The sequence below is a fragment of the Labrys wisconsinensis genome, assembly GCF_030814995.1.
Classification (GTDB): domain Bacteria; phylum Pseudomonadota; class Alphaproteobacteria; order Rhizobiales; family Labraceae; genus Labrys; species Labrys wisconsinensis.
In genome coordinates, this window is the sequence record NZ_JAUSVX010000004.1 from 132,922 (window position 1) to 157,457 (window position 24,536).

Annotated in this window: 23 protein-coding genes; 19 read left to right on the forward strand and 4 right to left on the reverse strand. The window is 66.7% G+C overall.

Going from position 1 to position 24,536, the window contains the following annotated elements:
• Positions 1–41 precede the first annotated feature (41 nt).
• The 14 genes from QO011_RS13295 (at position 42) to QO011_RS13360 (ending at position 14,060) form a co-directional block, all read left to right on the forward strand.
• A complete protein-coding gene (locus QO011_RS13295; RefSeq protein ID WP_307272528.1) occupies positions 42–866 on the forward strand; it encodes an ABC transporter substrate-binding protein in 825 nt (274 codons plus the stop codon).
• Between the two features lie 91 nt (positions 867–957).
• On the forward strand, positions 958–1,782 hold the full coding sequence (locus QO011_RS13300) for an ABC transporter substrate-binding protein (RefSeq protein WP_307272530.1): 825 nt from the start codon (positions 958–960) through the stop codon (positions 1,780–1,782).
• A 55-nt stretch (positions 1,783–1,837) separates the two neighbouring features.
• Entirely contained in the window at positions 1,838–2,500 is a 663-nt protein-coding gene (locus QO011_RS13305) for an amino acid ABC transporter permease (protein ID WP_307272532.1), read from the forward strand.
• 2 nt (positions 2,501–2,502) lie between these two features.
• A complete protein-coding gene (locus QO011_RS13310; protein ID WP_307272534.1) occupies positions 2,503–3,159 on the forward strand; it encodes an amino acid ABC transporter permease in 657 nt (218 codons plus the stop codon).
• Positions 3,156–3,914 (forward strand): amino acid ABC transporter ATP-binding protein, encoded by a 759-nt coding sequence (locus tag QO011_RS13315; protein WP_307272536.1) that lies wholly within the window; start codon positions 3,156–3,158, stop codon positions 3,912–3,914. Before QO011_RS13310 ends, QO011_RS13315 begins: the two co-directional genes overlap by 4 nt.
• 37 nt (positions 3,915–3,951) lie before the next feature.
• On the forward strand, positions 3,952–4,713 hold the full coding sequence (locus QO011_RS13320; protein WP_307272539.1) for an SDR family NAD(P)-dependent oxidoreductase: 762 nt from the start codon (positions 3,952–3,954) through the stop codon (positions 4,711–4,713).
• 178 nt (positions 4,714–4,891) lie between these two features.
• Positions 4,892–5,695, forward strand: coding sequence for a GntR family transcriptional regulator (locus QO011_RS13325; protein ID WP_307272542.1), 804 nt, complete (start codon positions 4,892–4,894; stop codon positions 5,693–5,695).
• 292 nt (positions 5,696–5,987) lie between these two features.
• A complete protein-coding gene (gene glgB / locus QO011_RS13330; protein ID WP_370881956.1) occupies positions 5,988–8,204 on the forward strand; it encodes a 1,4-alpha-glucan branching protein GlgB in 2,217 nt (738 codons plus the stop codon).
• 127 nt (positions 8,205–8,331) lie between these two features.
• A complete protein-coding gene (glgC, locus tag QO011_RS13335; RefSeq protein ID WP_307272544.1) occupies positions 8,332–9,603 on the forward strand; it encodes a glucose-1-phosphate adenylyltransferase in 1,272 nt (423 codons plus the stop codon).
• Between the two features lie 61 nt (positions 9,604–9,664).
• On the forward strand, positions 9,665–11,101 hold the full coding sequence (gene glgA / locus QO011_RS13340; RefSeq protein WP_307272545.1) for a glycogen synthase GlgA: 1,437 nt from the start codon (positions 9,665–9,667) through the stop codon (positions 11,099–11,101).
• A 6-nt stretch (positions 11,102–11,107) separates the two neighbouring features.
• Positions 11,108–11,740 carry a LysE family translocator gene (locus tag QO011_RS13345; RefSeq protein WP_307272547.1) on the forward strand — a complete coding sequence of 211 codons (633 nt, stop codon included), beginning with the start codon at positions 11,108–11,110 and terminating at the stop codon, positions 11,738–11,740.
• 20 nt (positions 11,741–11,760) lie between these two features.
• Complete coding sequence (locus QO011_RS13350; protein ID WP_307272550.1) at positions 11,761–13,389, forward strand: alpha-D-glucose phosphate-specific phosphoglucomutase; 1,629 nt, start codon at positions 11,761–11,763, stop codon at positions 13,387–13,389.
• Between the two features lie 67 nt (positions 13,390–13,456).
• A complete protein-coding gene (locus tag QO011_RS13355; RefSeq protein WP_307272552.1) occupies positions 13,457–13,741 on the forward strand; it encodes a BrnT family toxin in 285 nt (94 codons plus the stop codon).
• On the forward strand, positions 13,707–14,060 hold the full coding sequence (locus QO011_RS13360; protein WP_307272554.1) for a helix-turn-helix domain-containing protein: 354 nt from the start codon (positions 13,707–13,709) through the stop codon (positions 14,058–14,060). Before QO011_RS13355 ends, QO011_RS13360 begins: the two co-directional genes overlap by 35 nt.
• A gap of 6 nt (positions 14,061–14,066) precedes the next feature.
• On the opposite strand, the gene QO011_RS13365 is transcribed toward QO011_RS13360, so the two are convergent.
• Positions 14,067–14,978, reverse strand: coding sequence for a lysophospholipid acyltransferase family protein (locus QO011_RS13365; protein ID WP_307272556.1), 912 nt, complete (start codon positions 14,976–14,978; stop codon positions 14,067–14,069).
• A 144-nt stretch (positions 14,979–15,122) separates the two neighbouring features.
• Positions 15,123–16,340: an ROK family transcriptional regulator gene (locus QO011_RS13370; RefSeq protein WP_307272560.1), complete on the reverse strand. Its 1,218-nt coding sequence runs from the start codon at positions 16,338–16,340 to the stop codon at positions 15,123–15,125.
• 163 nt (positions 16,341–16,503) lie between these two features.
• On the opposite strand from QO011_RS13370, the gene QO011_RS13375 reads away from it, so the two are divergent.
• The 4 genes from QO011_RS13375 to QO011_RS13390 all read left to right on the forward strand — a co-directional run bounded on the left by QO011_RS13375 (position 16,504) and on the right by QO011_RS13390 (position 21,039).
• Complete coding sequence (locus tag QO011_RS13375; RefSeq protein ID WP_370881949.1) at positions 16,504–17,757, forward strand: extracellular solute-binding protein; 1,254 nt, start codon at positions 16,504–16,506, stop codon at positions 17,755–17,757.
• 144 nt (positions 17,758–17,901) lie between these two features.
• Entirely contained in the window at positions 17,902–18,771 is an 870-nt protein-coding gene (locus tag QO011_RS13380; RefSeq protein ID WP_307273158.1) for a carbohydrate ABC transporter permease, read from the forward strand.
• Positions 18,768–19,628: a carbohydrate ABC transporter permease gene (locus QO011_RS13385; RefSeq protein ID WP_307272562.1), complete on the forward strand. Its 861-nt coding sequence runs from the start codon at positions 18,768–18,770 to the stop codon at positions 19,626–19,628. Before QO011_RS13380 ends, QO011_RS13385 begins: the two co-directional genes overlap by 4 nt.
• Before the next feature lie 341 nt (positions 19,629–19,969).
• Positions 19,970–21,039, forward strand: a protein-coding gene (locus QO011_RS13390) for an IS630 family transposase (protein WP_307272565.1) whose coding sequence is annotated in 2 segments (ribosomal slippage) — positions 19,970–20,459 and positions 20,459–21,039 — 1,071 coding nt in all. Because the reading frame shifts where the segments join, the coding sequence is not laid out codon by codon here.
• A 29-nt stretch (positions 21,040–21,068) separates the two neighbouring features.
• On the opposite strand, the gene QO011_RS13395 is transcribed toward QO011_RS13390, so the two are convergent.
• The gene (locus QO011_RS13395) at positions 21,069–21,497 is read right to left on the reverse strand and encodes a hypothetical protein (protein ID WP_307272568.1); all 429 of its coding nucleotides are present in this window, start codon (positions 21,495–21,497) and stop codon (positions 21,069–21,071) included.
• 506 nt (positions 21,498–22,003) lie between these two features.
• Complete coding sequence (locus QO011_RS13400) at positions 22,004–22,984, reverse strand: Gfo/Idh/MocA family protein (RefSeq protein WP_307272571.1); 981 nt, start codon at positions 22,982–22,984, stop codon at positions 22,004–22,006.
• Between the two features lie 78 nt (positions 22,985–23,062).
• Between QO011_RS13400 and QO011_RS13405 the strand changes: the two genes are divergently transcribed.
• Complete coding sequence (locus QO011_RS13405) at positions 23,063–24,529, forward strand: hypothetical protein (RefSeq protein WP_307272574.1); 1,467 nt, start codon at positions 23,063–23,065, stop codon at positions 24,527–24,529.
• Positions 24,530–24,536: the final 7 nt, after the last annotated feature.

The following is a 24,536-nucleotide window of genomic DNA, read 5'->3' on the forward strand; positions in this document are numbered from 1 at the left end:
TCGGCCAAGAACTTGGTGTGCAACATGAAGAGGGGAATAAAATGAATACGATGCTGAAGGTTCTGCTGGCGACCGCGGTTGCCACTTTGACAATCGCCGCGGAGGCGCATGCCGGCTCCGCGCTCGACGCGATCGTCACGAGCAAGCAGCTGCGCTGCGGCGTCATGCTGGACGCCCCGCCCGCCGGATTTCGTGACCCGAACAACGAGCCCGACGGCTATGACGTCACCTACTGCAAGGACATGGCGAAGGCGCTCGGCGCGGAGCCGGTGATCGTCGAGACGCCATCCCCGGATCGTATTCCGGCCCTGGTTTCGAACCGCATCGACGTGCTGATCTCATCCACCACGCCGACCCCGGCACGGGCGCTGACGGTGGCCTTCACCCAGCCCTACACCAACAACATCATGATGGTTGTGACACGCAAGGATACCGGGATCAGCCAGTATTCCGACTTGAAGTCCAGGAAGATCGGCGGCGTCATCGGCGCCACGCCCGAGCAACTCTTCAAGCAGGAGCTCGCCAATGGCTGGCAAAGCTCCGGAGCGACCTACACCGGCTATGCCAGCGATTCAGAATCGTATCTTGCGCTGCAGCAGGGCAAGATCGATGCAATCCTGATCGCCGCGGGCGTGTTCCATGCCCTTTCGCAAAGCGGCCAGTTTCCGGAATTTGTTGCGACGGGCGTGGCGCCTCTAACCGATTTCGGCTCGATCGCGGTTCGCCGCGACGACCAGCAATTCCTCAACTGGGCGAGGCTGTTCATCTTCCAGCAGGAAGTAAGCGGGCGCCGGGCAGAAGTCTACAAGAAGTACTACGGCGATGGTCCGTTGCCGCCACTGACGGCGGACAGCATTAACTTTTGACGTAACACCAGCGCTGGATAGAAAGGCAAGCTGAATTGCCTCAGAACGTCCAGTCAACAAAGCAGTCAGCAACACTGAAAAGGGGAATCAAATGAAGACGATTGCAAAGGCTCTGCTGGCGACAGCTGTCGCTACGCTGGCGCTCGCCTCCCAGGCGCACGCGGACTCGGCGCTCGACACGATTGTCCAGAGCAAGAAGCTGCGCTGCGGTATCATGCTGGACAGCCCTCCCGCCGGATTTCGCGACCAGAACAACGAGCCGGATGGCTATGACGTCACCTACTGCAAGGATATGGCCAAGGCGCTCGGCGCAGAGCCGGTGATCGTCGAGACGCCGTCGCCGGATCGCATCCCCGCCCTGGTCTCGAACCGTATCGACGTGCTGATCTCATCCACCACGCCGACCCCGGCGCGGGCCCTCACGGTGGCCTTCACCCAGCCCTACACCAACAACATCATGACCGTGGTCACGCGCAAGGACACCGGGATCAGCCAGTACTCCGACCTGAAGTCGAAGAAGCTCGGCGGCGTCGTCGGCACCACGCCCGAACAGCTCTTCAAGCAGGAGCTCGCCAAGGGTTGGCAGGGTTCCGGGGCGACCTACACCGGCTATGGCAGTGATGCAGAGTCGTTTCTCGCACTGCAGCAAGGCAAGATCGATGCTATCCTGATCAATGTCGGCGTCTTCCATGCGCTCTCGCAAAGCGGCCAATTTCCGGAATTCGTCCAGGCGGGGCCTGCGCCTCTGCCCGACTACGGCTCGATCGCGGTTCACCGCGACGACCAGCAATTCCTCAACTGGGCAAGGCTGTTCGTCTTCCAGCAGGAGGTAAGCGGGCGCAGGGCCGAAGTTTTCAAGAAGTATTACGGTGATGGTCCGTTGCCGCCGCTGACGGCCAACGGCATCAACTTCTAATTGCAAGGCGCATGCCGGCAGGAAGGCCTGTCGGCATGCGCCTGGGATGATCGGCATGAACGGCTATCAGTTCTATTGGGCCATCGTCTGGGATTCGCTCCCCCTGCTGCTGCAGGGAGCCTGGGTGACGATCCAGATCACCATACTAGCCTTCATCATCGGCACGCTCATCGCCATGCCGATGGCCGTCGCGCGCCAGCAGGGGGAGGGATGGGCCTGCCGCTTCTCGACCTGGTGGGTGGAGCTGTCGCGCAACACGCCTGCCGTCTTTCAGCTCTATCTCTTTTACTTCGGGGTGGGCGCCTTTCACATCAACATCCCCAGCTACGCCGCCGTCCTCATATCCGTTTCCTTCAACAACGCCGGATACATGACGGAGATTTTCAGGGGCGGCCTGGCCGCCATCCCGCGGCAGCAGCTGTCGGCTTCGCGCTCACTCGGCATGTCCGGCGCGCAGAGCTTCATCCACGTCATCTTCCCGCAGATGTTCAAGGTGATCTTCCCCGCCTACGTGACACAAGGCATCTGGGGAATGTTGAACACGTCGCTCGGCATGCTGGTCGGGCTGCAGGAACTCTCCGGTGCGACGCAGTATGCGCAGTCGGCATCCTTCCGGACATTCGAGTTCTTTCTGGTCACGGCGCTGCTCTATTACCTCATTGCCAAAGGGCTGCAATTCTCGTCCCAGCTGGCCTTCCGGCTCATCTACAGGAGCTAGGCGTGCAATATCAGTTCGCAAACCAGGGCCTCGCCTGGTCGGATGCTTATTTCCTCGCTGAGGGGCTGCTCAACACCGTCAAGCTGGCCACCGCGGCAACCGTTGTCGGCACCGTTGGCGGGATCGTCCTCGGCTGGTTGCGCACCGTGTCGGTGACCGCGAAGGTCGCCACCGCTCCCTTCATCGACGTCCTGCGCAGCGTGCCGATGATCATCCAGCTCATCCTCGCCAACAGCTTCCTGTCGATCCTGGGCTTCGGCGCTTCGCCCTTCTGGTTCGGTACCGTCGCGCTCGGTGCCTGGATGTCGGCGGTCACGGCCGAGGTGGTTCGGGCGGGCCTCCTCTCGGTGCCCGTTCAATACCGCAAGAGCGCGCGCTCGCTCGGCATGAACGACTACCAGGAGCTCTTGTACATATCCTTGCCCCTGGCATTCAGGACGGGACTGGCTCCGTGGATCGGCCTCGTCCTCAGCCTGATCAAGGACAGCGCCCTTGCCGGCGTGGTCGGCTATGTCGAATACATGCGTTCCACCCAGATACTGATTACCCGGACGCATGAAACCTGGCTGCTGCTCATGGGGGCAGGGTTTCTCTACTTCCTTATCTGCTATCCGGTTTCCCGGTACAGCCGGCACCTCGAAAGAAAGGTCCGCGTATGATCCGCATCAGCAACGTCCGGAAGGCCTTCGGAACGGTGGACGTCCTCAAGGGCATCGATCTCACGATCGAGAAGGGCGAGCTCCTTTGCCTCATCGGCGCGAGCGGGTCGGGGAAATCGACGCTGCTGCAATGCATCAACGGGCTCGAACCGATCCAGGACGGCGAAATCCTCGTCGACGGCATCAGCGTCCACGATCCGAAGACGGATATCAACAAGCTGCGCCGCAAGCTGGGCATCGTGTTCCAGCAGTACAACGCCTTCCCACACCTGACGGCGCTGGAGAATGTCGCGCTGGCACCGCGGGTGGTCGCGAAGCGCAGCCGCGCCGAGGCGCGCGCACTCGCCCAGAAGCATCTCGATCACGTCGGCCTGGGGGACAAGGCGAGCAGCCTGCCGTCGCAAATGTCCGGTGGCCAGCAGCAGCGTCTCGCCATCGCGCGGGCGCTGGCGATGGAGCCGAGCTACATGCTCTTCGACGAGGTCACCTCCGCCCTGGATCCCGAACTTGTCGGCGAAGTGCTCGAGACCATGCGCCTCCTCAAGAGCGAAGGCATGACGATGATCGTTGTCACGCACGATATCAATTTCGCCCGCGAGTCTGCAGACAGGGTCGCTTTTCTGCATCAAGGTGAAGTTTGCGAGATCGGTACGGCAAAAGACGTCATCGATAATCCGGCGAAGGAGCAGACACAGAAATTTCTTCGTCGCGAAAAGCGTCAGCTCTTGGAAATCGTCCGGACTTCGGTCGCCTGACCTCACTTTTCAACAACTGCACATCAAGGGGACGACGATGATCTCGTACAATCTGGCGGGAAAGACCGCGCTCGTCACCGGAGGCGCATCCGGCATCGGGCTGGAAGCCGCGCGCATGCTCGCGACGAGCGGCGCGAAGGTCGCGATCAACTATCTGCCGTCGGACGGCCGCGGCGAAGCGGCGCTTGCGGACTTCAGGCAGGCGGGTCTCGACGTGATCGGAGCTCCGGGGGATGTCGGCAATGCCGAGGATGCCTCCCGAATGGTCTTGAAAGCCATCGAGGGTCTCGGACACCTCGATCTCTTGATCAACAATGCGGGCACGCCCGGCCGCAGCACGCCGGTGCCGATCTCCGATCTCGACCAGATCACGGAGGAGCTCTGGGCTCATCTGCTCAACGTCAACCTCATGGGCGTCTTCAGGTGCGCCAAGGCGGCTGCCCCGGCTCTGAAAGCGTCCAAGGGAGCGATCGTCAACACGGCTTCCATCGCCGGGTTCGGCGCGATTGCGAGCACCCTTGCCTACAGCGCTTCGAAAGCCGGCGTCATCAATCTGACCAAGAATCTGGCTCACGCACTGGCGCCCGACGTCCGCGTGAACGCCGTTGCTCCCGGCGTGGTCGAAAGCTCCTGGATCATCGAATGGTCCGAGGAACGGCACGCCGCAACCCTTGCAAATACGCCGCTGAAGAAGGCTTGCACGACCCGGGACGTTGCCGAGCTGATGATCTTCCTCGGCTTCGCGGGCAGCATGATCACGGGCCAGACCGTGTCGATCGACGGCGGCATCTACATCTGAAGCGCTCGAGTAGCATCGGAGCACAAGACGGAAATCGTCAAGCTCAAGTCAGGCAACATTCTTGAAGACAAGGAATGCTTCTCCAGACGGCTCGAGACCGACGCCATGGTGAGGATCGCCCGGGCAGGCTTCTCAGTAGCTGGTCGCATTCGTATATGGTCTACATCCGGAATGCCCCGTGCAGCCGATCCCCTGCGGTTGCCCTGCGAGGATATTGATGCGGCACGTAAATGAAACGGGCGCCATTCTGGCTCCCATGACGCAGATGGAAAGCACGCAGTTCGCTGCGGAGCAAATCCGCAATGCGATCATTGCCGGGCACTTCAAGCCCGGCGATAGGCTGGTCGAGCAGCAGCTGACCGACATGCTGGACGTGTCCAGGCATCCGGTTCGAGAAGCGTTGCGCCTCCTCGCCCGCGAGGGGCTCGTCGAAATCAAGCGGAACAAGGGAGCATCTGTCAGGGCGGTAGAAGCAGACAGCGTCATCGAGGTCTACAACATCAGGATGGCGCTGGGAAAAATTGCGCTGAACCATCTCCTGGGTGAACCGGGCCGCCTGACGTCGGCGGACATGAAGCGGCTGGAAAAACTGGCTGAGAATGCCGTCAAGTTCGCGGAGCTCGACAGTCAGGCCGAGACGGTCCGCAACGACCTCGAGTTCCAGCAGGCGATCATCGACGCGACGGGACTGCAACGAACCATCCGCTATTTTTCCGAGCTGACCGCGGACGTCAGGCGCTTCAATCAACAGCTCAGTGTCGTCTACACGGACCGAAAGGGCGATGCCCAGAGGTACGTCGTCAAGCTGTTCGAAAGCTTGCGGGACGGGGACCTCGGCATTGCGCGTGAGATCTGGCAAGCGAAATTCACGAAGGCTCTTGAGCGATACCTTTCGCTGATTGCCGACCATGAATCGGATGGCGCAAGCCGCGTCAGCGCCGGATCGCAGGCCGCCGATCAAAGGTCCGCGGCTCGCAAATAGGGCCTCGGGTCTATCGGGAACCCGGCCGGCGTTGCCGGCACCCGCCGGCGGAGGCCTTGAATCGCTCCGCGCTCGATATCGCTCCGCTTCGCTCAAGGCGCGGGGCCCGCCTTGAGCATTCGCCCGTCTCGATGAGAAGCCCGACGAATCCGCGAACCTTTGTCGTTCCAGGCGGTTGACCGGAGCCGCAAAAGTCCTAGCCTGTTCACAAGAGCGGCAGGCAACCGCCGGTGGGTTGGCGTAGGGTGGAGGCGGCTTGGCACAGGACTCCGGCAACGCAGGCGACAGCACCATCGGAGCGGGGCCGGAGCGGCCCGCGGCCGCAGCCGGAGCGGATTGGCACCTGCCCGACCTTGCCGTCGCCGTCCTTGCCGCCGGGCGCCACGCCGATCCCTTCGCGGTGCTGGGGCCGCACGAGACGCCGGCCGGGCTGGTGGTCCGCGCTTTCGTGCCTGGCGCGCGCACCCTGGCGGTGCTGTCGCCGGAGGGCGAGCCCCTCGCCGAGCTCGAGCGCCGCGACGATGACGGCGTCTTCGAAGGCCTCGTGCCCGGTGGCCGCCGCGCCTACCGGCTCAAGGCCGCCAACGAGGGCGGCGAATGGACCTTCGAGGACCCCTATCGCTTCGGCGCGCTGCTCGGGCCGATGGACGACTATCTCCTCACCGAGGGCACGCATCTCAGGCTCTGGGACAAGCTCGGCGCCCGGCCGCTGCAGCACGAGGGCGTCGACGGCGTGCATTTCGCCGTCTGGGCGCCGCATGCCCGGCGCGTCTCGGTGGTCGGCGATTTCAACGCCTGGGACGGCCGCCGCCATGTCATGCGCAAGCGCGTCGACACCGGCATATGGGAGATCTTCCTGCCCGGCGTCGGCCCCGGCGCCCATTACAAATACGAGATCATCGGGCCGACCGGCGCGCTGCTGCCGCTCAAGAGCGATCCCTTCGCCTTCTCGGCCGAGATGCGCCCTGGCACCGCCTCGAAGGTCACGTCGGGCGAGCCCTTCGTCTGGAGCGACCAGGACTGGATGCGGGCCCGCCCGCGCGACTGGCGGCGTGCGCCGATCTCCGCTTACGAGGTGCATCTCGGCTCCTGGCGCCGTGGCGACGGCCAGCGCTTCCTCAGCTATGACGAGCTTGCCGACCAGCTCGTGCCCTATGTCGCCGATCTCGGCTTCACCCATATCGAGCTTCTGCCGATCAGCGAGCATCCGCTCGACGCCTCCTGGGGCTACCAGCCCACCGGCCTGTTCGCGCCGACCAGCCGCTTCGGCTCGCCGGAGGCCTTCGCCCGCTTCGTCGACCGCGCCCATCGCGCCGGCCTCGGCGTCATCCTCGACTGGGTGCCGGCACATTTCCCGACGGATTCGCACGGCCTCGCCTGGTTCGACGGCACGCCGCTCTACGAGCATCCCGATCCGCGCCGCGGCTTCCATCCCGACTGGAACACGGCGATCTACGATTTCGGCAAGCGCGAGGTGGCCAATTTCCTGATCGCCAACGCCCTGTTCTGGCTCGAGCGCTTCCACATCGACGGCCTGCGCGTCGATGCGGTGGCCTCCATGCTCTATCTCGACTATTCGCGCCGGGCCGGCGAATGGCTGCCCAACATCCGCGGCGGCCGCGAGAACCTCGACGCCATCGCCTTCCTGGAGCGCATGAACCGCGAGGTCTACGCCGCCCATCCCGGCGTGGTCACCGTCGCCGAGGAGTCCACCGCCTGGCCGGGCGTGTCCAAGCCCGTGCACGAGGGCGGGCTCGGCTTCGGCTTCAAGTGGAACATGGGCTTCATGCACGACACGCTCGCCTACATGAAGCGCGACGGCGTGCACCGGGCCTGGCACCATGACGAGATCACCTTCGGCCTCGTCTATGCCTTCGCCGAGAATTTCGTCCTGCCGCTCTCCCATGACGAGGTGGTCCACGGCAAGGGCTCGATCGTCAACAAGATGGCCGGGCTGGAGGGCGAGAAATTCGCGACGCTGCGGGCCTATTACGCCCTGATGTGGGGCTATCCCGGCAAGAAGCTCTTGTTCATGGGCCAGGAATTCGCCCAGCGCCGCGAGTGGAACGAGAATGTCGGTCTCGACTGGGAGCTGCTGCAATACGGGCCGCATCGCGGCGTCGGCGATCTCGTGCGCGACCTCAACCGGCTCTACCGCGAACGCCCGGCGCTGCATGCGCGCGATTGCGAGGGCGAGGGCTTCGAATGGCTGGTGGTCGACGACAAGGCCAATTCGGTGTTCGCCTGGGCCCGCCACGCGCCCGGTGCCAATCCGGTCGTCGTGGTCCTCAACCTGACCGCGGTCAGGCGCGAGGGCTATGCGCTGGCGCTGCCCCGCTCCGGGCGCTGGATCGAATGCCTCAACACCGATGCCGAGCGCTATGGCGGCGGCAACCGCGGCAATCTCGGCGGCGTCACGGCGGACGACGCGCCCTGGGGCGGCAAGCCGGCCCATGCCCGGGTGCTGCTGCCGCCGCTCTCGGCGCTCTATCTGGAATGGGTGGGGTAGCCGTGGCCGGCGGGCGGGCAGCCTCATCGCACGAGGGCGCCGTCTCCGCCTTCCGGCCGCCTGCGGCCGGCCGACAACGAGGGCGCAAGCCCCGATCGATCCACACATCCGCGTGGGAGAACAGACGATGACGAGACAGGCTCTTCCGATGAGTGCGCCGCTCGCCCGATCGGCCATGGCCTATGTCCTGGCCGGCGGGCGCGGCAGCCGGTTGATGGAATTGACCGACCGCCGGGCCAAGCCGGCGGTCTATTTCGGCGGCAAGAGCCGGATCATCGACTTCGCCCTGTCCAACGCCCTCAATTCCGGCATCCGCCGCATCGGCGTGGCGACGCAGTACAAGGCGCATTCGCTGATCCGGCACCTGCAGCGCGGCTGGAACTTCCTGCGGCCCGAGCGCAACGAGAGCTTCGACATCCTGCCGGCGAGCCAGCGCATCTCCGAGCATCAATGGTATGCCGGCACCGCCGACGCCGTGTACCAGAATCTCGACATCATCGAGACCAACACGGTCGAATACATGGTCATCCTCGCCGGCGACCATATCTACAAGATGGACTACGAATTGATGCTGCAGCAGCACGTCGACCAGAAGGCGGACGTCACCATCGGCTGCCTGGAGGTGCCGCGCATGGAGGCGACCGGCTTCGGCGTCATGCATGTCGACGAGAAGGACCAGATCATCGCCTTCGTCGAGAAGCCCAAGGATCCGCCCGGCATCCCCGGCAATCCCGACATGGCGCTCGCCTCCATGGGCATCTACGTCTTCTCGATGAAGTTCCTGGAGCAGGAGCTGATCCGCGACGCCAACGACCCCAATTCCAGCCGCGATTTCGGCAAGGACATCATTCCCCACATCGTCAAGCACGGGAAGGCCGTGGCGCACCGCTTCACCAAGAGCTGCGTGCGCTCATCCCACGAGAACGAGGCCTATTGGCGCGACGTCGGCACGGTCGACGCCTATTGGGAGGCCAATATCGACCTGACCGACGTGGTGCCGGCGCTCGATCTCTACGACCAGGACTGGCCGATCTGGACCTTTTCCGAGCTGACGCCGCCGGCCAAGTTCGTGCACGACACCGACGGGCGGCGCGGCCAGGCGGTGTCCTCGCTCGTCTCCGGCGGCTGCCTGGTCTCGGGCGCCTCGCTGCGCCACTCCCTCCTGTTCACCGGCGTGCGGATCAATTCCTATTCGGAGGTCGAGAACGCGGTGGTGCTGCCCTATGTCAACATCGCCCGCTCGGCACGGCTCAAGAACGTGGTGATCGACCGCGGCGTGCAGATCCCCGAAGGCCTGGTGGTGGGCGAGGACCCCGTGCTCGACGACCGGCGCTTCCGCCGCACCGACAAGGGCATCTGCCTGATCACCCAGCCGATGATCGACAGGCTGACGGCTTGAGGGCATATCTCCTGTCGGCTTCCGCCCGGAAGCCGGCAGCCTCCCTCCAGCGCCAGCGCCCATGATCACAGTCCTCGCCGTCGCTTCCGAGATCCATCCGCTGGTCAAGACCGGCGGCCTCGCCGATGTGGTCGGCGCGCTGCCGGCGGCGCTGGCGGGGCACGACGTCGCCGTCACCACGCTGGTGCCCGGCTATCCCGCGATCCTCGCCGCGCTGGGCAAGCCCCGGCGGGTCGGCGTGATCGAGGACTGCTTCGGCGGCCGCGCCGTGCTGAAGCGGGGCGAGGCGGCCGGCCTCGACCTGATCGCCCTCGACGCTCCCCACCTCTACGACCGCCCCGGCAACCCCTATGCCGGCCCGGACGGGCGCGACTGGCCCGACAATGCCCGCCGCTACGCCGCGCTGGCCTACGCCGCGGCAGGGGTGGCCCAGGGCCTGGTCGCGAATGTCCGGCCCGATATCCTGCACGCCCACGACTGGCAGGCGGCGCTGGCGCCGGCCTATCTGCATTATGCCGGCGGCGCGCGGCCGCGGACCGTGGTCACCGTCCACAACCTCGCCTTCCAGGGCCAGTATCCCCGCTCCATGCTGGAGGAGCTGAGATTGCCGCCGCGCGCCTTCGCCATGGACGGCGTCGAATATTACGGCATGATCGGCTTCCTGAAGTCCGGCCTGCACTTCTCCGACCGCATCACCACCGTGTCGCCGCGCTATGCCGCCGAGATCCGCACCGCCGAGGCCGGGATGGGGCTGGAAGGCCTGCTCGCCGGTCGCGCCGACGTGCTCTCGGGCATCGTCAACGGCCTGGACGATCGCGAATGGAACCCGGAGACGGACCCGAGGATCCCGGCGACCTATACGGTCAAGACGCTCGGCCAGCGCGCCCGCAACCGCACGGCGATCGAGCAGCGCTTCGGCCTGGGGCGCGGCGAGGGGCCGCTGATGTCGGTCGTGAGCCGCCTGACCTGGCAGAAGGGCATGGACCTCCTGGTCGAGGCGCTGCCGCATCTCGTCGCGAGCGGTGCGCGCCTCGCCCTGCTCGGCTCCGGCGACCGGGACATCGAGGCGGCCTTCCGTGCCGCGGCCGAGCGCTTTCCCGGCCGCATCGGCGTCGTCATCGGCTATGACGAGGCCCTGTCGCACGGCCTGTTCGCCGGCGCCGACATGACGCTGGTGCCCTCCCGCTTCGAGCCCTGCGGCCTGACCCAGCTCTACGGCCTGCGCTATGGCTGCGTGCCCGTCGTGGCGCGGGTCGGCGGCCTCTCCGACACCATCGTCGATGCCAACGACGCGGCGCTGACGCTGAAGGCCGCCACCGGCGTGCAGTTCCAGCCGGTCAGCCGCGCCATGCTGGAGGATGCGATCTCCCGCGCCGTCGCCCTGTTCCGCGACCGGCCGCTGTGGCAGTCGATCCAGCGGCGCGGCATGGGCCTCGATCTGTCCTGGACCTCGCGCGCCGGAGCCTATGCCGCGCTCTATCGCGAGATGCTGCGGTGACCCGCCATGCCTAGCTCCGCCGCTCTCCTCGCCTTCGCCCTGATCGCACTCGGCATGGTGCTGACCCCCGGGCCGAACATGATCTATCTCGTGTCGCGCTCGATCTGCCAGGGGCGCCGGGCCGGGCTGATCTCGCTCGGCGGCGTGGCGCTCGGCTTCCTCTTCTACATGCTGAGCGCCGCCTTCGGCATCACGGCGCTGCTCATGGCCGTGCCCTTCGCCTATGACGCGCTGAAGCTCGCCGGCGCGGCCTATCTCGCCTGGCTTGCCTGGCAGGCGGTCAAGCCGGGCGGCCGCTCGCCTTTCCAGGTGAAGGCCCTGCCGGCCGACCCGCCGCGCAAGCTCTTCCTGATGGGGCTGATGACCAACCTGCTCAACCCCAAGGTCGCGGTGCTCTATCTCTCGCTGCTGCCGCAGTTCATCGACCCCGCCAGGGGGCATGTGCTGGGCCAGCTCCTGACGCTCGGGGCCGTGCAGATCGCCATCAGCCTCTCCGTCAACGCCCTGATCGCCATGGCTGCCGGCTCGATCAGCGTCTTCCTCGCCGCCCGCCCGCTCTGGATGCGCCTGCAGCGCTGGCTGATGGGGGCGGTCCTCGCCGGCCTTGCCGTGCGCATGGCCACCCAGGCTCAACGATGACCCAACCGACGAGGCCCGTCATGATCCGCACCGTCCCGACCAAGCCCTTCGACGGCCAGAAGCCCGGCACATCCGGCCTGCGCAAGAAGGTGCCGGTGTTCCAGCAGCCCGGCTATGTCGAGAACTTCGTGCAGTCGATCTTCGACGTGCTCGAAGGCTCGGCCGGCCAGACGCTGGTGCTCGGCGGCGACGGGCGCTTCTTCAACCGCGAGGTCGTGCAGATCGTCCTCAAGATGGCCGCCGCTGCCGGCTTCGGCCGCGTGCTGGTCGGGCAGGGCGGCCTGCTGTCGACGCCGGCGGTCTCGGCGGTGATCCGCAAGCGCAAGGCCTTCGGCGGCATCGTGCTCTCCGCCTCGCACAATCCGGGCGGGCCGGAGGGCGATTTCGGCATCAAGTACAATATCGGCAATGGCGGCCCGGCGCCGGAGAAGATCACCGATGCGATCTTCGCCCGCACCAAGACCATCGCCGAGTACCGCATCCTCGAGGCGCCGGACGTCGACATCGATGTGATCGGCACCGTCGCGCTCGGCGACCTGACGGTCGAGGTGATCGACCCCGTGGCCGACTATGCCGAGCTGATGCAGTCGCTGTTCGACTTCGACGCCATCCGCGCGCTCTTCCGCTCGGGCTTTCACATGCGCTTCGACGCGATGTCGGCCATCACCGGCCCCTATGCCCACCGCATCCTGGAGCAGACGCTCGGCGCGGCGCCGGGGAGCGTGGTGCACGGCACGCCGCTGCCCGATTTCGGCGGCCACCATCCCGACCCCAACCTCGTCTATGCCAAGGACCTCTACGACCTGATGATGGGGCCGGACGCGCCCGATTTCGGCGCCGCCTCCGACGGCGACGGCGACCGCAACCTGATCATCGGCCGCGGCATCTTCGTCACGCCCTCCGACAGCCTCGCCCTGCTCGCCGCCAACGCCCATCTCGCCCCCGGCTATGCCAAGGGCATCGCCGGCATCGCCCGCTCCATGCCGACCAGCCGTGCCGCCGACCGCGTCGCCGCGGCCAAGGGCATCGGCATCTACGAGACGCCGACGGGCTGGAAGTTCTTCGGCAACCTGCTCGATGCCGGCATGGCGACGATCTGCGGCGAGGAGAGCGCCGGCACCGGCTCCAACCATGTCCGCGAGAAGGACGGGCTGTGGGCCGTGCTGCTCTGGCTCAACATCCTGGCCCAGCGCCGCCAGAGCGTCGCCGACATCGTCGCCGAGCACTGGCGCACCTACGGCCGCAACTATTATTCGCGCCACGACTACGAGGAGGTGGCGACGGAGAAGGCCAATGCGGTGGTCGACCGCATCCGGGCGGCGCTGCCGAGCCTGCCCGGCCGCAGCTTCGGCGCCCTCAAGGTCGAGGCTGCCGACGACTTTGCCTATCACGACCCGGTCGACGGCTCGGATTCGGCCCATCAGGGCCTGCGCGTGCTGTTCGAGGGCGGCTCGCGCATCATCTACCGCCTGTCCGGCACCGGCACGGCCGGCGCGACGCTGCGCATCTATATCGAGCGCTTCGAGCCCGACCCGGCCAGGCACGGCCAGGAAACCCAGGCCGCCCTGGCCGACCTGATCGTGCTCGCCCGCCAGCTCGGCGACGTGCCGGGGAACACGGGGATGGCCGAGCCCTCGGTGGTGACGTGAGGAGAATGATGCCGTCGCCGAGGCTGCCCCAAGCGATCTTGCGAAAACTACGGCTTAGCAGTACTTAATGGATGATGGCTCCTTCCAGTGGGACGATCGTAAGGCGATTGCGAATTATCAGAAGCACGGCGTCACCTTCGAAGCCGCACGTGATGTGTTCAAAGATCCATTCGCCCTCGAATGGCTGGATGATCGGGCTGACTATGGAGAAGACCGCTTCGTCATTCTTGGGATGGTCGATCATCGCATCCTGTTCGTCGCCTATGCGATGAGGGGTGACGCCGTTCGTATCATTTCGGCGAGAGGAGCCGAACCGCATGAGCAACGCCAGTACCACGAAGACAATGCGTGATCCGCCCGGACATGATTGGCGCCGGCTGGACGTGATGACGGATGTGGAGCGTCATGCCAGTGCCTTGAGCGATCCGGATGTTCAACCGCTCTCGCCGGCCGATGCGATGCGCATGAAGCGCACGCCGCAGGTGAAAATCATCCGTAGGGCGCTGGGGCTATCGCAGGATGACTTCGCCTCCCGTTTCCATATCCCGCTCGGCACGCTGCGCGATTGGGAGCAAGCCCGCAAGGAACCGGACGCCGCCGCCAAGGCCTATCTGACGGTCATCGCCCGCAATCCCGGCGCAGTCAGCGAGGCATTGCAGAACGAGCGTTGAGCTCCGTCACACCCGCGGCGCGCTGGTCCGGTGCTGCGGCTTGGCGGGGACGATCGGCCGGTTGCGCAGGGCGACGATGCGGCGGGCGGTGCGGTCCTCCGGCACCTTCGCGGCGAGCGCGTAGGTGCGGCGGCGCAACATCTCGACCAGGGCCTTGCGGTCGCCGGCGGCGGCGATCTCGGCCCCGTCGATCGGGTCGCCGATCGCCACGGGCAGTCTCGTGCCGATGCGGTCGCGCACCTCCTTGAAGATCAGGGAGAGACGCAGCGCCGTGTGCACGTGGCTGGCGATCTGGAACAGGCGGCTGTTCTGGCCGCCGAAGAAGATCGGCACCACCGTCGCGCCGGATCGCTGGATCAGCTGCGCGGTGAAGGGCTGCCAGGGCGCATCGATCGCCGGCCGGCGGCCGAGCTTGTCGGGCGAGGTGGAGACGGCGCCGGCGGGAAAGACGATGACGCAGCCGCCGGCCTCGAGCCGCTGGCGGGCGAGGGCGCGCGTGCGCAGGTTGGTCTTGAGCGCCTCCGGCGTCTCGGAGAAGTCGACCGGCAGCAGCGAGACCGCCGCCTCCGGCGCGTTCAGGAGCAGGGCATGGGTGAGGATGACGAAATCGCGCCGGACCTGCTCGATCAGCCAGGCGATGACGACGCCGTCGAGCACGCCATAGGGGTGGTTGGCGACGATGACGCAGGGGCCGCTCGCCGGAATGCCGGCGAGCTGCGACCGGTCGAAGCGCACGTCGAGCTCGAGCTGGCGCACCGCAGCCGCAAAGAAGCTCTCGCCGGCCACCGGATTGCGCCGGTTGGCGAGGTAGAGGCGCTTCAGGCGCGGCTGGCCGGTGACCGTCTCGATGGCGCGGATCAGGGCGCGCTTGGGCAGGGAGAAGGTCGGGTCGGCATAGGTGAAATGCACGTTCGCCATAGACCAGCTATCGATCCGTCACATGACGCGATGATGACCAGCCGCGCCCGCCATTCTCCTAGCGGAAATCCGTCTTCTGCGCATCCGGTCGCGGTCTGAAATCGCAGCGCGCGTGGTTCTGCCGCAGGGCAGGGCGGCCGGCCTTCAGCCCTTGAGCAGCACGTCGAAGCGCGGGTTCATCTCGTCGAACACCGGCAGCGCCGCCGCGCCATAGGCGGTGGGATAGCGCCCGGCCGTGCCGGCGATCACCCGGGCGGTGCGCCGCCGCGCACCGGCGCCGGCCGAGACCGGCAGCGGCGTGGCGCTGTCGATCAGGCGCTGGATCAGGGTGGGGGAGGCGAGGCCGGAGACGATCACCGTCTCCGGGTCGAGCACCGTCTCCAGGATGTTGACGGCGGTCGCCAGCCGCGGACCGGCCTCGCGCAGCCAGGGATCGAGGCGAGCCGCGTCCGTCCGTTCGACGGCGAGCAGGCTGTCGGGCGTCTCGCGGTCGGGATCGGCCGAGACGCCTTCATAGGCCGCCCGCAGCGAGACGTAGCGCTCCAGGCAGCCGCGATTGCCGCAGGGGCAGGGGCGCCCACCGGGATCGACGATCATGTGGCCGATCTCCCCCGCGTTGGAGAAGGCGCCCTTGAAGGGCTGGCCGTCGAGGAAGAGGCCGGCGCCCAGGCCGTCGTCGAGGAAGAGCAGCACGAAGCTCTCGATGGCGCGGGCGACGCCGTAGAGCCGCTCGCCGATGGCCGCGGCGACCGCGTCGTTCTCGATCAGCACGGGCAGGCCGATGGCGGCACGGAAGGCTTCGCGTGCCGCCGGGTCGCTCCAGCCGGGCAGGCCGGTCGGGCCCGCGGTCGAGATCGGGCCGAGATCGAAGCGCGTCGGCAGCGCCACGCCGACGCCGAGCACGCGCGACAGGGCGATGCCGCTCTCGGCCACCAGATCATGGATCAGGTCGACGACGATCGGGGCCGCCTCCTCGGGCGTGGTCGGGCTTTCCGTGAGATCGCGGGTCGCGACCGGCCGGCCGGTGAGGTCGGCCAGCACCGCGATGACGTCATGGCGGGCGATGTGGAAGCCCAGCGACCAGCCGCCCTCGGGATTGATGGAATAGGGGATGGAGGGCTGCCCGCGCGCGCCGCGCACCGGCTCGCCGGCGATCAGGAATCCGGTCTGAGCGAGCTCGTCGACGATGTTGGAGATGGTCTGCGCCGTCAGTGCCGTCTGCCGGGCGATGTCGGCCCGCGACAGGGTGCCGGCCCGGCGCACGGCTTCGAGCACGACGCGGCGGTTGTGGGAGCGGGCATATTCGAGGTTGGTGCCGGCGATCGGCCGCGGCGGCGGGCTTGTCGGCGTCAGCAGGGTCATCGGCTCCTCCGGAGCCGAGGTTAGCCGCTCCTTGACCATCAATCAATTTGAGTTATTAATTTCGGCAAGCGGGGCGCGAGCCGCCTCCGGCACCGGCCGGAGGCGGCGGCGACCCCGGTCACAGCCGCGCCGCCAATGCCGGTCGCATTCGAGGGAGAACACCATGACGATGACGAAACGGAGCCTCCTCAAGTCGGGCCTCGCCGCCGCGATCGCGCTCGGCGCCCTGTCGAGCGCAGCCGCCGCCGAGGAGCTCAGCGCGCTGTTCATGTCGCAGGCCGCCTATAGCGAGAGCGACGTGCGCGCCATGACCGCGGCCTTCGAGAAGGCCAATCCGGGCACGACGGTGAAGCTCGAATTCGTGCCCTACGAGGCGCTCTACGACAAGATCGTCGCTTCCAAGGCCGCAGGCAGCGCCGGCTACGACGTGGTGCTCTACGACGTGATCTGGCCGGCCAACTTCGCGGAGAACGGCGTCCTGGCCGACGTCACCGACAAGGTGGCGGCGATGGACAAGAGCCAGGTCTTCGACGGGGCCTGGGCCACCGTCACCTATGGCGGCAAATATTATGGCATGCCCTGGATCCTCGACACCAAGTACCTCTTCTACAACACGGAGATGCTGCAGAAGGCCGGCATCTCGGCCCCGCCCAAGACCTGGGCCGAGCTCAACGATCAGGCCAAGATCATCAAGGACAAGGGCCTCGTTCAATATCCGATCGTCTGGAGCTGGTCGCAGGCCGAGGCCGTGGTCTGCGACTACACCACCCTGACCGCGGCCTTCCAGGGCGAGTTCTTCAAGGACGGCAAGCCGGCCTTCGACAAGGGCGGCTCGCTCGACGCGGTCAAGTACATGGTCGACAGCCTGAAGTCGGGGCTTTCCAACCCCAACTCGAAGGAATATCTTGAGGAGGACGTGCGCAAGGTGTTCTCGGCCGGCGATGCCGCCTTCGCGCTCAACTGGACCTACATGTACCAGATGGCCCAGAAGCCGGAGGAGAGCAAGGTGGTCGGCAAGGTCGGCGTCGTCCCGGCGCCCGGCGTCGCCGGCAAGACCCAGGCCTCCGCGGTCAACGGCTCGATGGGCCTGGGCATCACGGCGTCCTCGACCAAGAAGGACCTCGCCTGGAAATATATCGCCTACATGACCTCCCAGCCGGTGCAGAACCAGTATGCCCAGCTCAGCCTGCCGATCTGGAAGTCGTCCTACACCGACCCGGCCGTGACCAAGGGCCAGGAGCCGGTGGTGGCCGCCGCCGACGTCTCGATCGGCATCATGGCCTCGCGCCCGCAGTCCACCTCCTACCCCGAGCTGTCGACCCTGCTGCAGACGGCGATCCAGAACGCCCTGACCGGCAAGGCGACGCCCGAGGCGGCCCTGGCCGACGCGGCCGCCGCGGCGGCGCGCATCCGCTGAGGCGCCGAGCAGGCCCGACACGCATGGCCCCCGTTGCGGGGCCATGCGTCGTCGCCATCGAGGATTGGGGCGTGGAGCGCTTGATGCATGCCGGTTCGTGACATGACGCTCCGCCGCCTGTCCGGCGGCGACCTGCGGCTCGGGATGCCCGCGCCGTGGCTCCTCCTGCTGCCGCTCCTCATCGTGATCGCCGGGATCGTCGGCTACCCCTTCGTCCAGACCATCGTCCTGTCCTTCACCAATGCCCGCCTGCTCACCGGCTTCGCGGCCTCGCACTGGGTCGGGTTCGAGAACTACCAGTTCGCCCTGACGGACGTGGAGTTCCTGCAGGCCCTGCTGCGGACGCTCTATTTCACCGGAATGTCCGTCGGCTTCGAGGCGATCCTCGGCGTCCTCGTCGCCCTGCTCCTGAACCAGGAGTTCCGCGGCCGCACCCTCTGCCGGGCCCTCCTCGTGCTGCCCTGGGCCGTCCCGACCATCGTCAACGCCCTGATGTGGCGGCTGATCTACCAGCCGGATTTCGGCGGCCTCAACGCCGCCCTGGTGCAGACCGGCCTGATGGACGCCTACCGCTCCTGGCTCGGCGACGGGGCGAGCGCCATGAACGCCATCGTCTTCGCCGATGTCTGGAAGAACTATCCGCTCGTGGCGCTCATCGTGCTCGCCGCCCTGCAGAACGCGCCCAAGGATCTCTACGAGGCGGCGCGGATCGACGGCGCCAATGCCTGGCAGCGCTTCCGGGTGGTGACCTGGCCGGTGATATCGGCGCCGCTGGTCATCGCGCTGGTGCTGCGCTGCATCGAGGCGCTGAAGGTGTTCGACATCGTCTATGTCATGACCCGCGGCGGGCCGGCCAACGCCACCAAGACGGTGAGCTTCTTCGTCTACCAGGAGAGCTTCGGCTTCAACCGCGTCGGCTCCGGTGCTTCCTATGCGCTGATCGTGGTGCTGATCGCCACGGTCTTCGTCGCGGCCTATGTCCGCCTGCTCCGGCGCACGGAGGCCGGCGCATGACCCGGCCCTGGACCCTGCGCTGGCTCGTCGGCCGCGTCCTGCTCTACGCCGCGGTCGCCCTCTTCGTGGTGGCGACCCTGCTGCCGGTGCTGTGGATGCTGATCGTCAGCGTCGCACCGCCGGCGGACCTGACCGCCAAGCCGCTGCGCTTCATCCCCTCGACCATCGACTGGGGCAACTATGTCAGGCTCCTCACCTTCACGCCCAACAGCCCGGGCGCGGCCTTCCTCGCCGCCCTGCGCAACAGCCTCACCGTCGCCCTGGTCGGCACCGCCATCTCGCTGGCCGTCGCGATTCCCGCCGCCTGGTGCTTTTCGCGCAGCCGGGGGCGCTACGACGCGCTGCTCTACGGCGTGCTCTCCACTTACATGATGCCGGCGGTGGCCCTGCTGCTGCCGCTCTATTTCCTGCTGGCGACCCTCGGCCTGCTCAACAGCGTCACCGGCCTCATCATCGTCTATTGCTCCGTCCTGACGCCCTTCGTCACCTGGTTCGCCAAGAGCGCCATCGACGCCGTGCCGGAGGAGATCGAGAGCGCGGCGCAGATCGACGGCGCGGGCTTCTTCCAGCTCCTGCGCCACGTCACCCTGCCGCTGGCCCGCGCCGGCATCGCCACCGCCGCCCTGTTCGCCATCCTGCTCGCCTGGGACGAGTTCTTCTACGCCTTGCTGTTCACCGCCACGGCCGACGCCAAGACGCTGACCGTGACCATCGCCGATTTCGCCGGCGGCCGCGCCACCGATTTCGGCCTGGTCGCCGCTGCCGGCCTGCTCACCGCCCTGCCGCCGGTGCTGATCGCCTTCGTCCTGCAGAAGGCGCTGGTCAGCGGGCTCACGGCCGGAAGCGTGAAGGGGTAAGGGGGCGAGACTGGATGCGGATGCAGGTCCGCTTGGGCCGTCGGCGAATAACTGAATCGAAGTGGCGCGGGGAATCCCTCTCCCGACTGGGAGAGGGGCAGGGGTGAGGGACTAGACTTTACCAGAATGGGCGAAGCATTTTGCGTGCCGTTGCTTCAGCCGATACATCTTTGGTGACGCGTTCAGACCCTCACCCCTGACCCTCTCCGGGCCGGGAGAGGGGTTGCGCGCGTCTCATCTGAAGCACTTATACCAGCGCTTGAAGAGACTGACTCTTGGGGGATTCCCACGGCGGCGTGAATGAGATTCGATGCTGGTGATTCGAGCGGCGGAGGCATCGGATGAGCGCGCCCTTGGAGATCAGGCGGGTGGACTACACCAGCGCGGAGCTTCGCGCGCTGAGCGGGCGCTGCCGGGATGGTGCGCAGGTTCGCCGGCTCTTGGCTCTGGCCCTGGTGCTTGAGGGGCGTTCGCGAACCGAAGCGGCGGCGCTCAACGGCATGGATCGCCAGACGCTGCGCGACTGGGTGCAGCGCTACAATGACTTGGGCGTCGAGGGGCTGACGTCCCGCTCGAGCCCTGGCCGGGCGCCAGCCTTGAGCGAGCACCAGATGGCGGAACTGCGCGAACTGGTGATCAACGGGCCAGATCCCGAGATCCACAAGGTGGTGCGCTGGCGCTGCGTGGATCTGAAGGCCGAGGTGGCGCGGCGGTTTTCGGTGGAGGTGCATGAGAGCACCATCGCTCGGTGGCTGCATGAACTCGACCTGACGCGCCTGCAGCCCAGGCCGGTTCATCCGAAGAAGGACGTCGAGGCGGAGGCGGCATTTAAAAAAACTTCGCCGACCTGGTCAGACAGGCGCTCCCCCAGGACGCGATCGGCCGGCCGTTAGAGATCTGGTTTCAAGACGAGGCTCGCGTCGGCCAGAAGGGCGGTCACGCCTACATCTGGGCGCCGATCGGCTCACGCCCCCGGATGGTGCGCGATAACCGCCACGTCTCCACCTACATCTTCGGGGCCATCTGCCCGGGTCGAGCCACAGGGGCCGCCATGATCATGCCCTACGCCAACACCGGGGCCATGAACGCCCATCTCCAGGAGATCAGCGCCGAAGTGGAGCCCGGGTCCCATGCCGTGCTGGTCTGCGACGGAGCCGGTTGGCATCAAAGAGGCAGGAAGCTGCTGGTCCCCCAAAACATCACCCTTCTGTCGCTGCCCGCCTATTCCCCAGAGCTGAACCCGATGGAGAACGTCTGGGCCTACCTGCGACAAAACAAACTCTGCGCCCTCGTCTGGGAAACCTACGACCAAATCCTCGACGCCTGCCAAAGCGCCTGGCACTTCCTCATCAACGATCCAGACAGAATCCGATCCATCGGAGCCAGACAATGGGCGTGTGTCAGCCTTTAGGAGAGCTGGTATTATTCCTCGACGACGCCTTAGGTCTCGGAGACGAGGGGGCGACGAATTTCCGCCGCGATCATATAGGCGGCTTCGTCATCCTGCTCCGGAGGGAGGCCCCAGTAGCGAGAACCCTCCGGTGTCTCCTCAGGCCGGAAGAGATCCTCGAGCATCTCATCCTCGGGATGCGGGCCTTCGAACCGCGTCCGCTTGCCTTCGGCATCGATCCGGTACCAGATCGGCTCCGGAGGATTGAGGCGCAGCCATTCCGCCACGACGCGTCCCTTCTCCACGTGCAGGAGACGATCTCGGGCGTAATCGCTGGCGAATCCGGCATGTGTATAGGAGAGCAGCCGGCCTTCCGGGCAGCGCAGCGTGTCTGTCACCCACGAAGCGAGAACGGGCGGCTTCCAGCGCGGGAAGGCGTCCGCCAGGCTGGCGTCGACGAACTCGTCGTTCCGCTTCATGCAACCTTTGATCTCGATGAGGTAGAGCGCTCCGTCCCTCACTTCCCAGGAGGCTATGTAGCCGCGCCAGCAGGCTGACGACTCCCACACAAACTGTGGACGTCGCTCCTTTCTCATGCGCCTCATGTAATCATCGAGCGGTGTGGCGCATAGTTCGTGCCGATTCCCGCGAATGAAAAGAATATCCGGACATTGTGCGGTCATGTTTCACATCCGTCAATTTGAGGAAGGATGATATGCCGTAGAGGCGGAAAAGTCAATTTTGAAGGTAATCTCAAGGAAGCTGGTGTGTCGATCTTTTGATCGGTGCACGTCGAGCGCTCGAGTCCAGGAGTTTTCGGAAGAGCTACTGTTCGATGTCTGCAAGTCGTAGTCGCCATACTGGTGAGCGCGGACTCCGAATCTGGCAAGCAGCCATACCCACGGCGCTCGGCAGCGTCGCACGACTCCGGCCGATCCGCCGGGGCGACGGCCGGGCACCTTGGAGCGTGTCTGGAGGCTTCGGCCTACTCGCTCGGATACTTCAGCCCGATCTGCCGGCGGATCTCGTCCAGCGTCTGCATGATCGCGACGCTCTCCTCCGGCGGCAGGATCTCGCCGGCAAGCTGCCCGGCCGTCACCAGTCGCTCGATCTCGTCGGCCTGGAACTGCATGCCGCGGCCTTCGACCGTGGAGGCATAGGTCTCGATCACCTTGTCCTGGCGGTCGATGACGCTGAACGAGGTCGGCATGTACCAGGTAGCGGCGATCTCGATGCGCGCCTCGGTGCCCAGGACGGACGCCACGTTCGGCCCGGCATTGTCGCTGCTGGAGATGGTGGTCGAGATGGCGCCGCCGGCGTGGCGGAAGATCGTCGCAACCTCGGCGTCGGCGCCGGTCTCCTTGAACCGCGCCATGGCCGTGATCGCCTCGGGCTTGCCCAGGATGTCCCAGGCGAAGGAGATCGGGTAGATGCCGAGGTCGAGCAGCGCCCCGCCGCCGAGCTCCATCGCATTGAGGCGGTGGGCGGGGTCGCTCGGCAGGTCGCGCGTGTGGTCGGCGATGACGGAATGGACCTTGCCCAGCGCGCCGGAGGCGATGATCTCGCGGATGCGGATCATGTGCGGCATGAAGCGGGTCCACATCGCCTCCAGCACGACCAGGTTCTTCGTCCTGGCGAGATCGACGATCCGGCGCGCCTCCCCGGCATTGAGGGTGAAGGGCTTTTCCACCAGCACGTGCTTGCCGGCTTCGAGCGCCATCAGGGCGTTCTCGGCGTGCAGCGGATGCGGCGTCGCCACATAGATCAGGTCGACGTCCGGGTCGTCCGCCAGGGCCTGGTAGCTGGCATGCGCCTTCGGGATGGAGAACCGCCCGGCGAAGCGCTCGGCGCTCTCCCGGCTGCGCGAGCCGACGGCGGCGACGCGCCGGCCGGTCATCTGCAGGTCCTTGACGAAGAGATCGGCGATCCAGCCAGTGCCGAGGATACCCCAGTTCAAGCGCGTCATGAATCAGCCTCCCTTTTGGGGAGTCATCCTGACGGGTTCGGGCGGCCATGACCAGGGGGCGGGAGCGACAGTCGAGCCATGTTTCGTCGCCAAGGCCTGCTCATCCGGATCCTGCCTGTCTCGGTCCTGGCCCTCGGCCTGTCGGCCGCCGTTGTGCCGCGGGCCGCCAGCGCCGCGCCGCCCTGCGCCGCCTACATCCGGATCCGCGTCGGCCTCCCGCATGTCGTCCGCGGCCCGGCGGCGGACACGGTCGACAACCGCCTCACCGAGATCCGCCTGCCCGACGGGCGCTTCCGGGGCTTCGTCGCGCACGGCACGACCCGGGCCATCGACGGGCGCGATCCCATGGACATGGGCGGTCCCGCTCGTCCGGTGCTCGGCCCGGGCGCGCGGGGCGGCTACGCCGCCTGCGGCCGCTGGCTCGACCATGCCGAGCCGGCGGGCGCCGAGATCCTCGGCTTCGTCCACGACGAGACGGCCTGCGACTATCCGGCGGGGCAGACGCACAAGTCGATGTCGATCGCAACCTCCGGCGACCACGGGCTGACCTGGCGGGATCTCGGCCAGATCATCACCGGCAGCGACGCCCCGGCCGCGGGGCGGGACACGGGCGAGGGCGACTGCGCCGTCGTCGACGGGCGGGATGGTTTCTTCTACGCCTATTGCGTTCGCTCCGGGGACGGCAGCCTGATCGTGGCGCGTGCGCCGGTTTCGAGCCCCGGTCCGGGCCAATGGCGGAAATATGCCGACGGCCGGTGGGACCAGCCCGGGCTCGGCGGCGATGCGGCACGCCTGGCGAACGGCTCGGGCGCCAGCGTGGCCCGCTGGACGACGACAGGCGACTTCGTGCTGACGGGATGGGTGCGCGGCGGGCTGGGGCTGTTCCTCAGTGCCGACCGCACGACGCTCGTCCCCGTGCCGGAGCCGCTGCTGGCGGTCGATTCCGGCGTCTGGCGGCGTCCGGCGCCGTCGGAGCTGATCGCCTATCCCGTGCTCCTCGACGCGCGGACGGGCGCCAACCAGCTCTCCGACGCCTGGCTGCTGGCCTATGCCTATTGGCCGCCCGGCGGGCGCCACGACGAGGAATATCTGGTGCTCCGCAGCGTGGACGTGTCGGCTTTGCCGTCGCCGCTCGCCCCGCAGGTCGGCGTGCTGCTGGCGCGCTGGCACGATGCCGCGCTGCACGATCGCTGGTCGACGACCGGCCCCGTTCCCGGCGACGGCAGCGCCTATCGGCTCGAAGCCCGGTCGGGCTATCTGATGACGGCGCCGGATGCCCGCAGGCCGTCGGTCGAGCTGGAGGACTGCGTCAGCGAGCGTCCGGGCCATCCCGATCATCTCCTCGCGGAGAAGGGCTTCTGCGCGGCGCATGCCTATCGTCGGCTGCGCACGGCGGGCTGGGTCTATGCGCAGGCCGAGCCGGAGACGGTTCCGCTCTACCGCTGCTACGACGCTGGGGACCAGTCGCACTTCGCGTCCAACCTGCCCGACTGCGAGGGCCTGGGGACGGACGAGCGGCTGCTCGGCTATGCCCTGAGGCAATAGGCGCCGC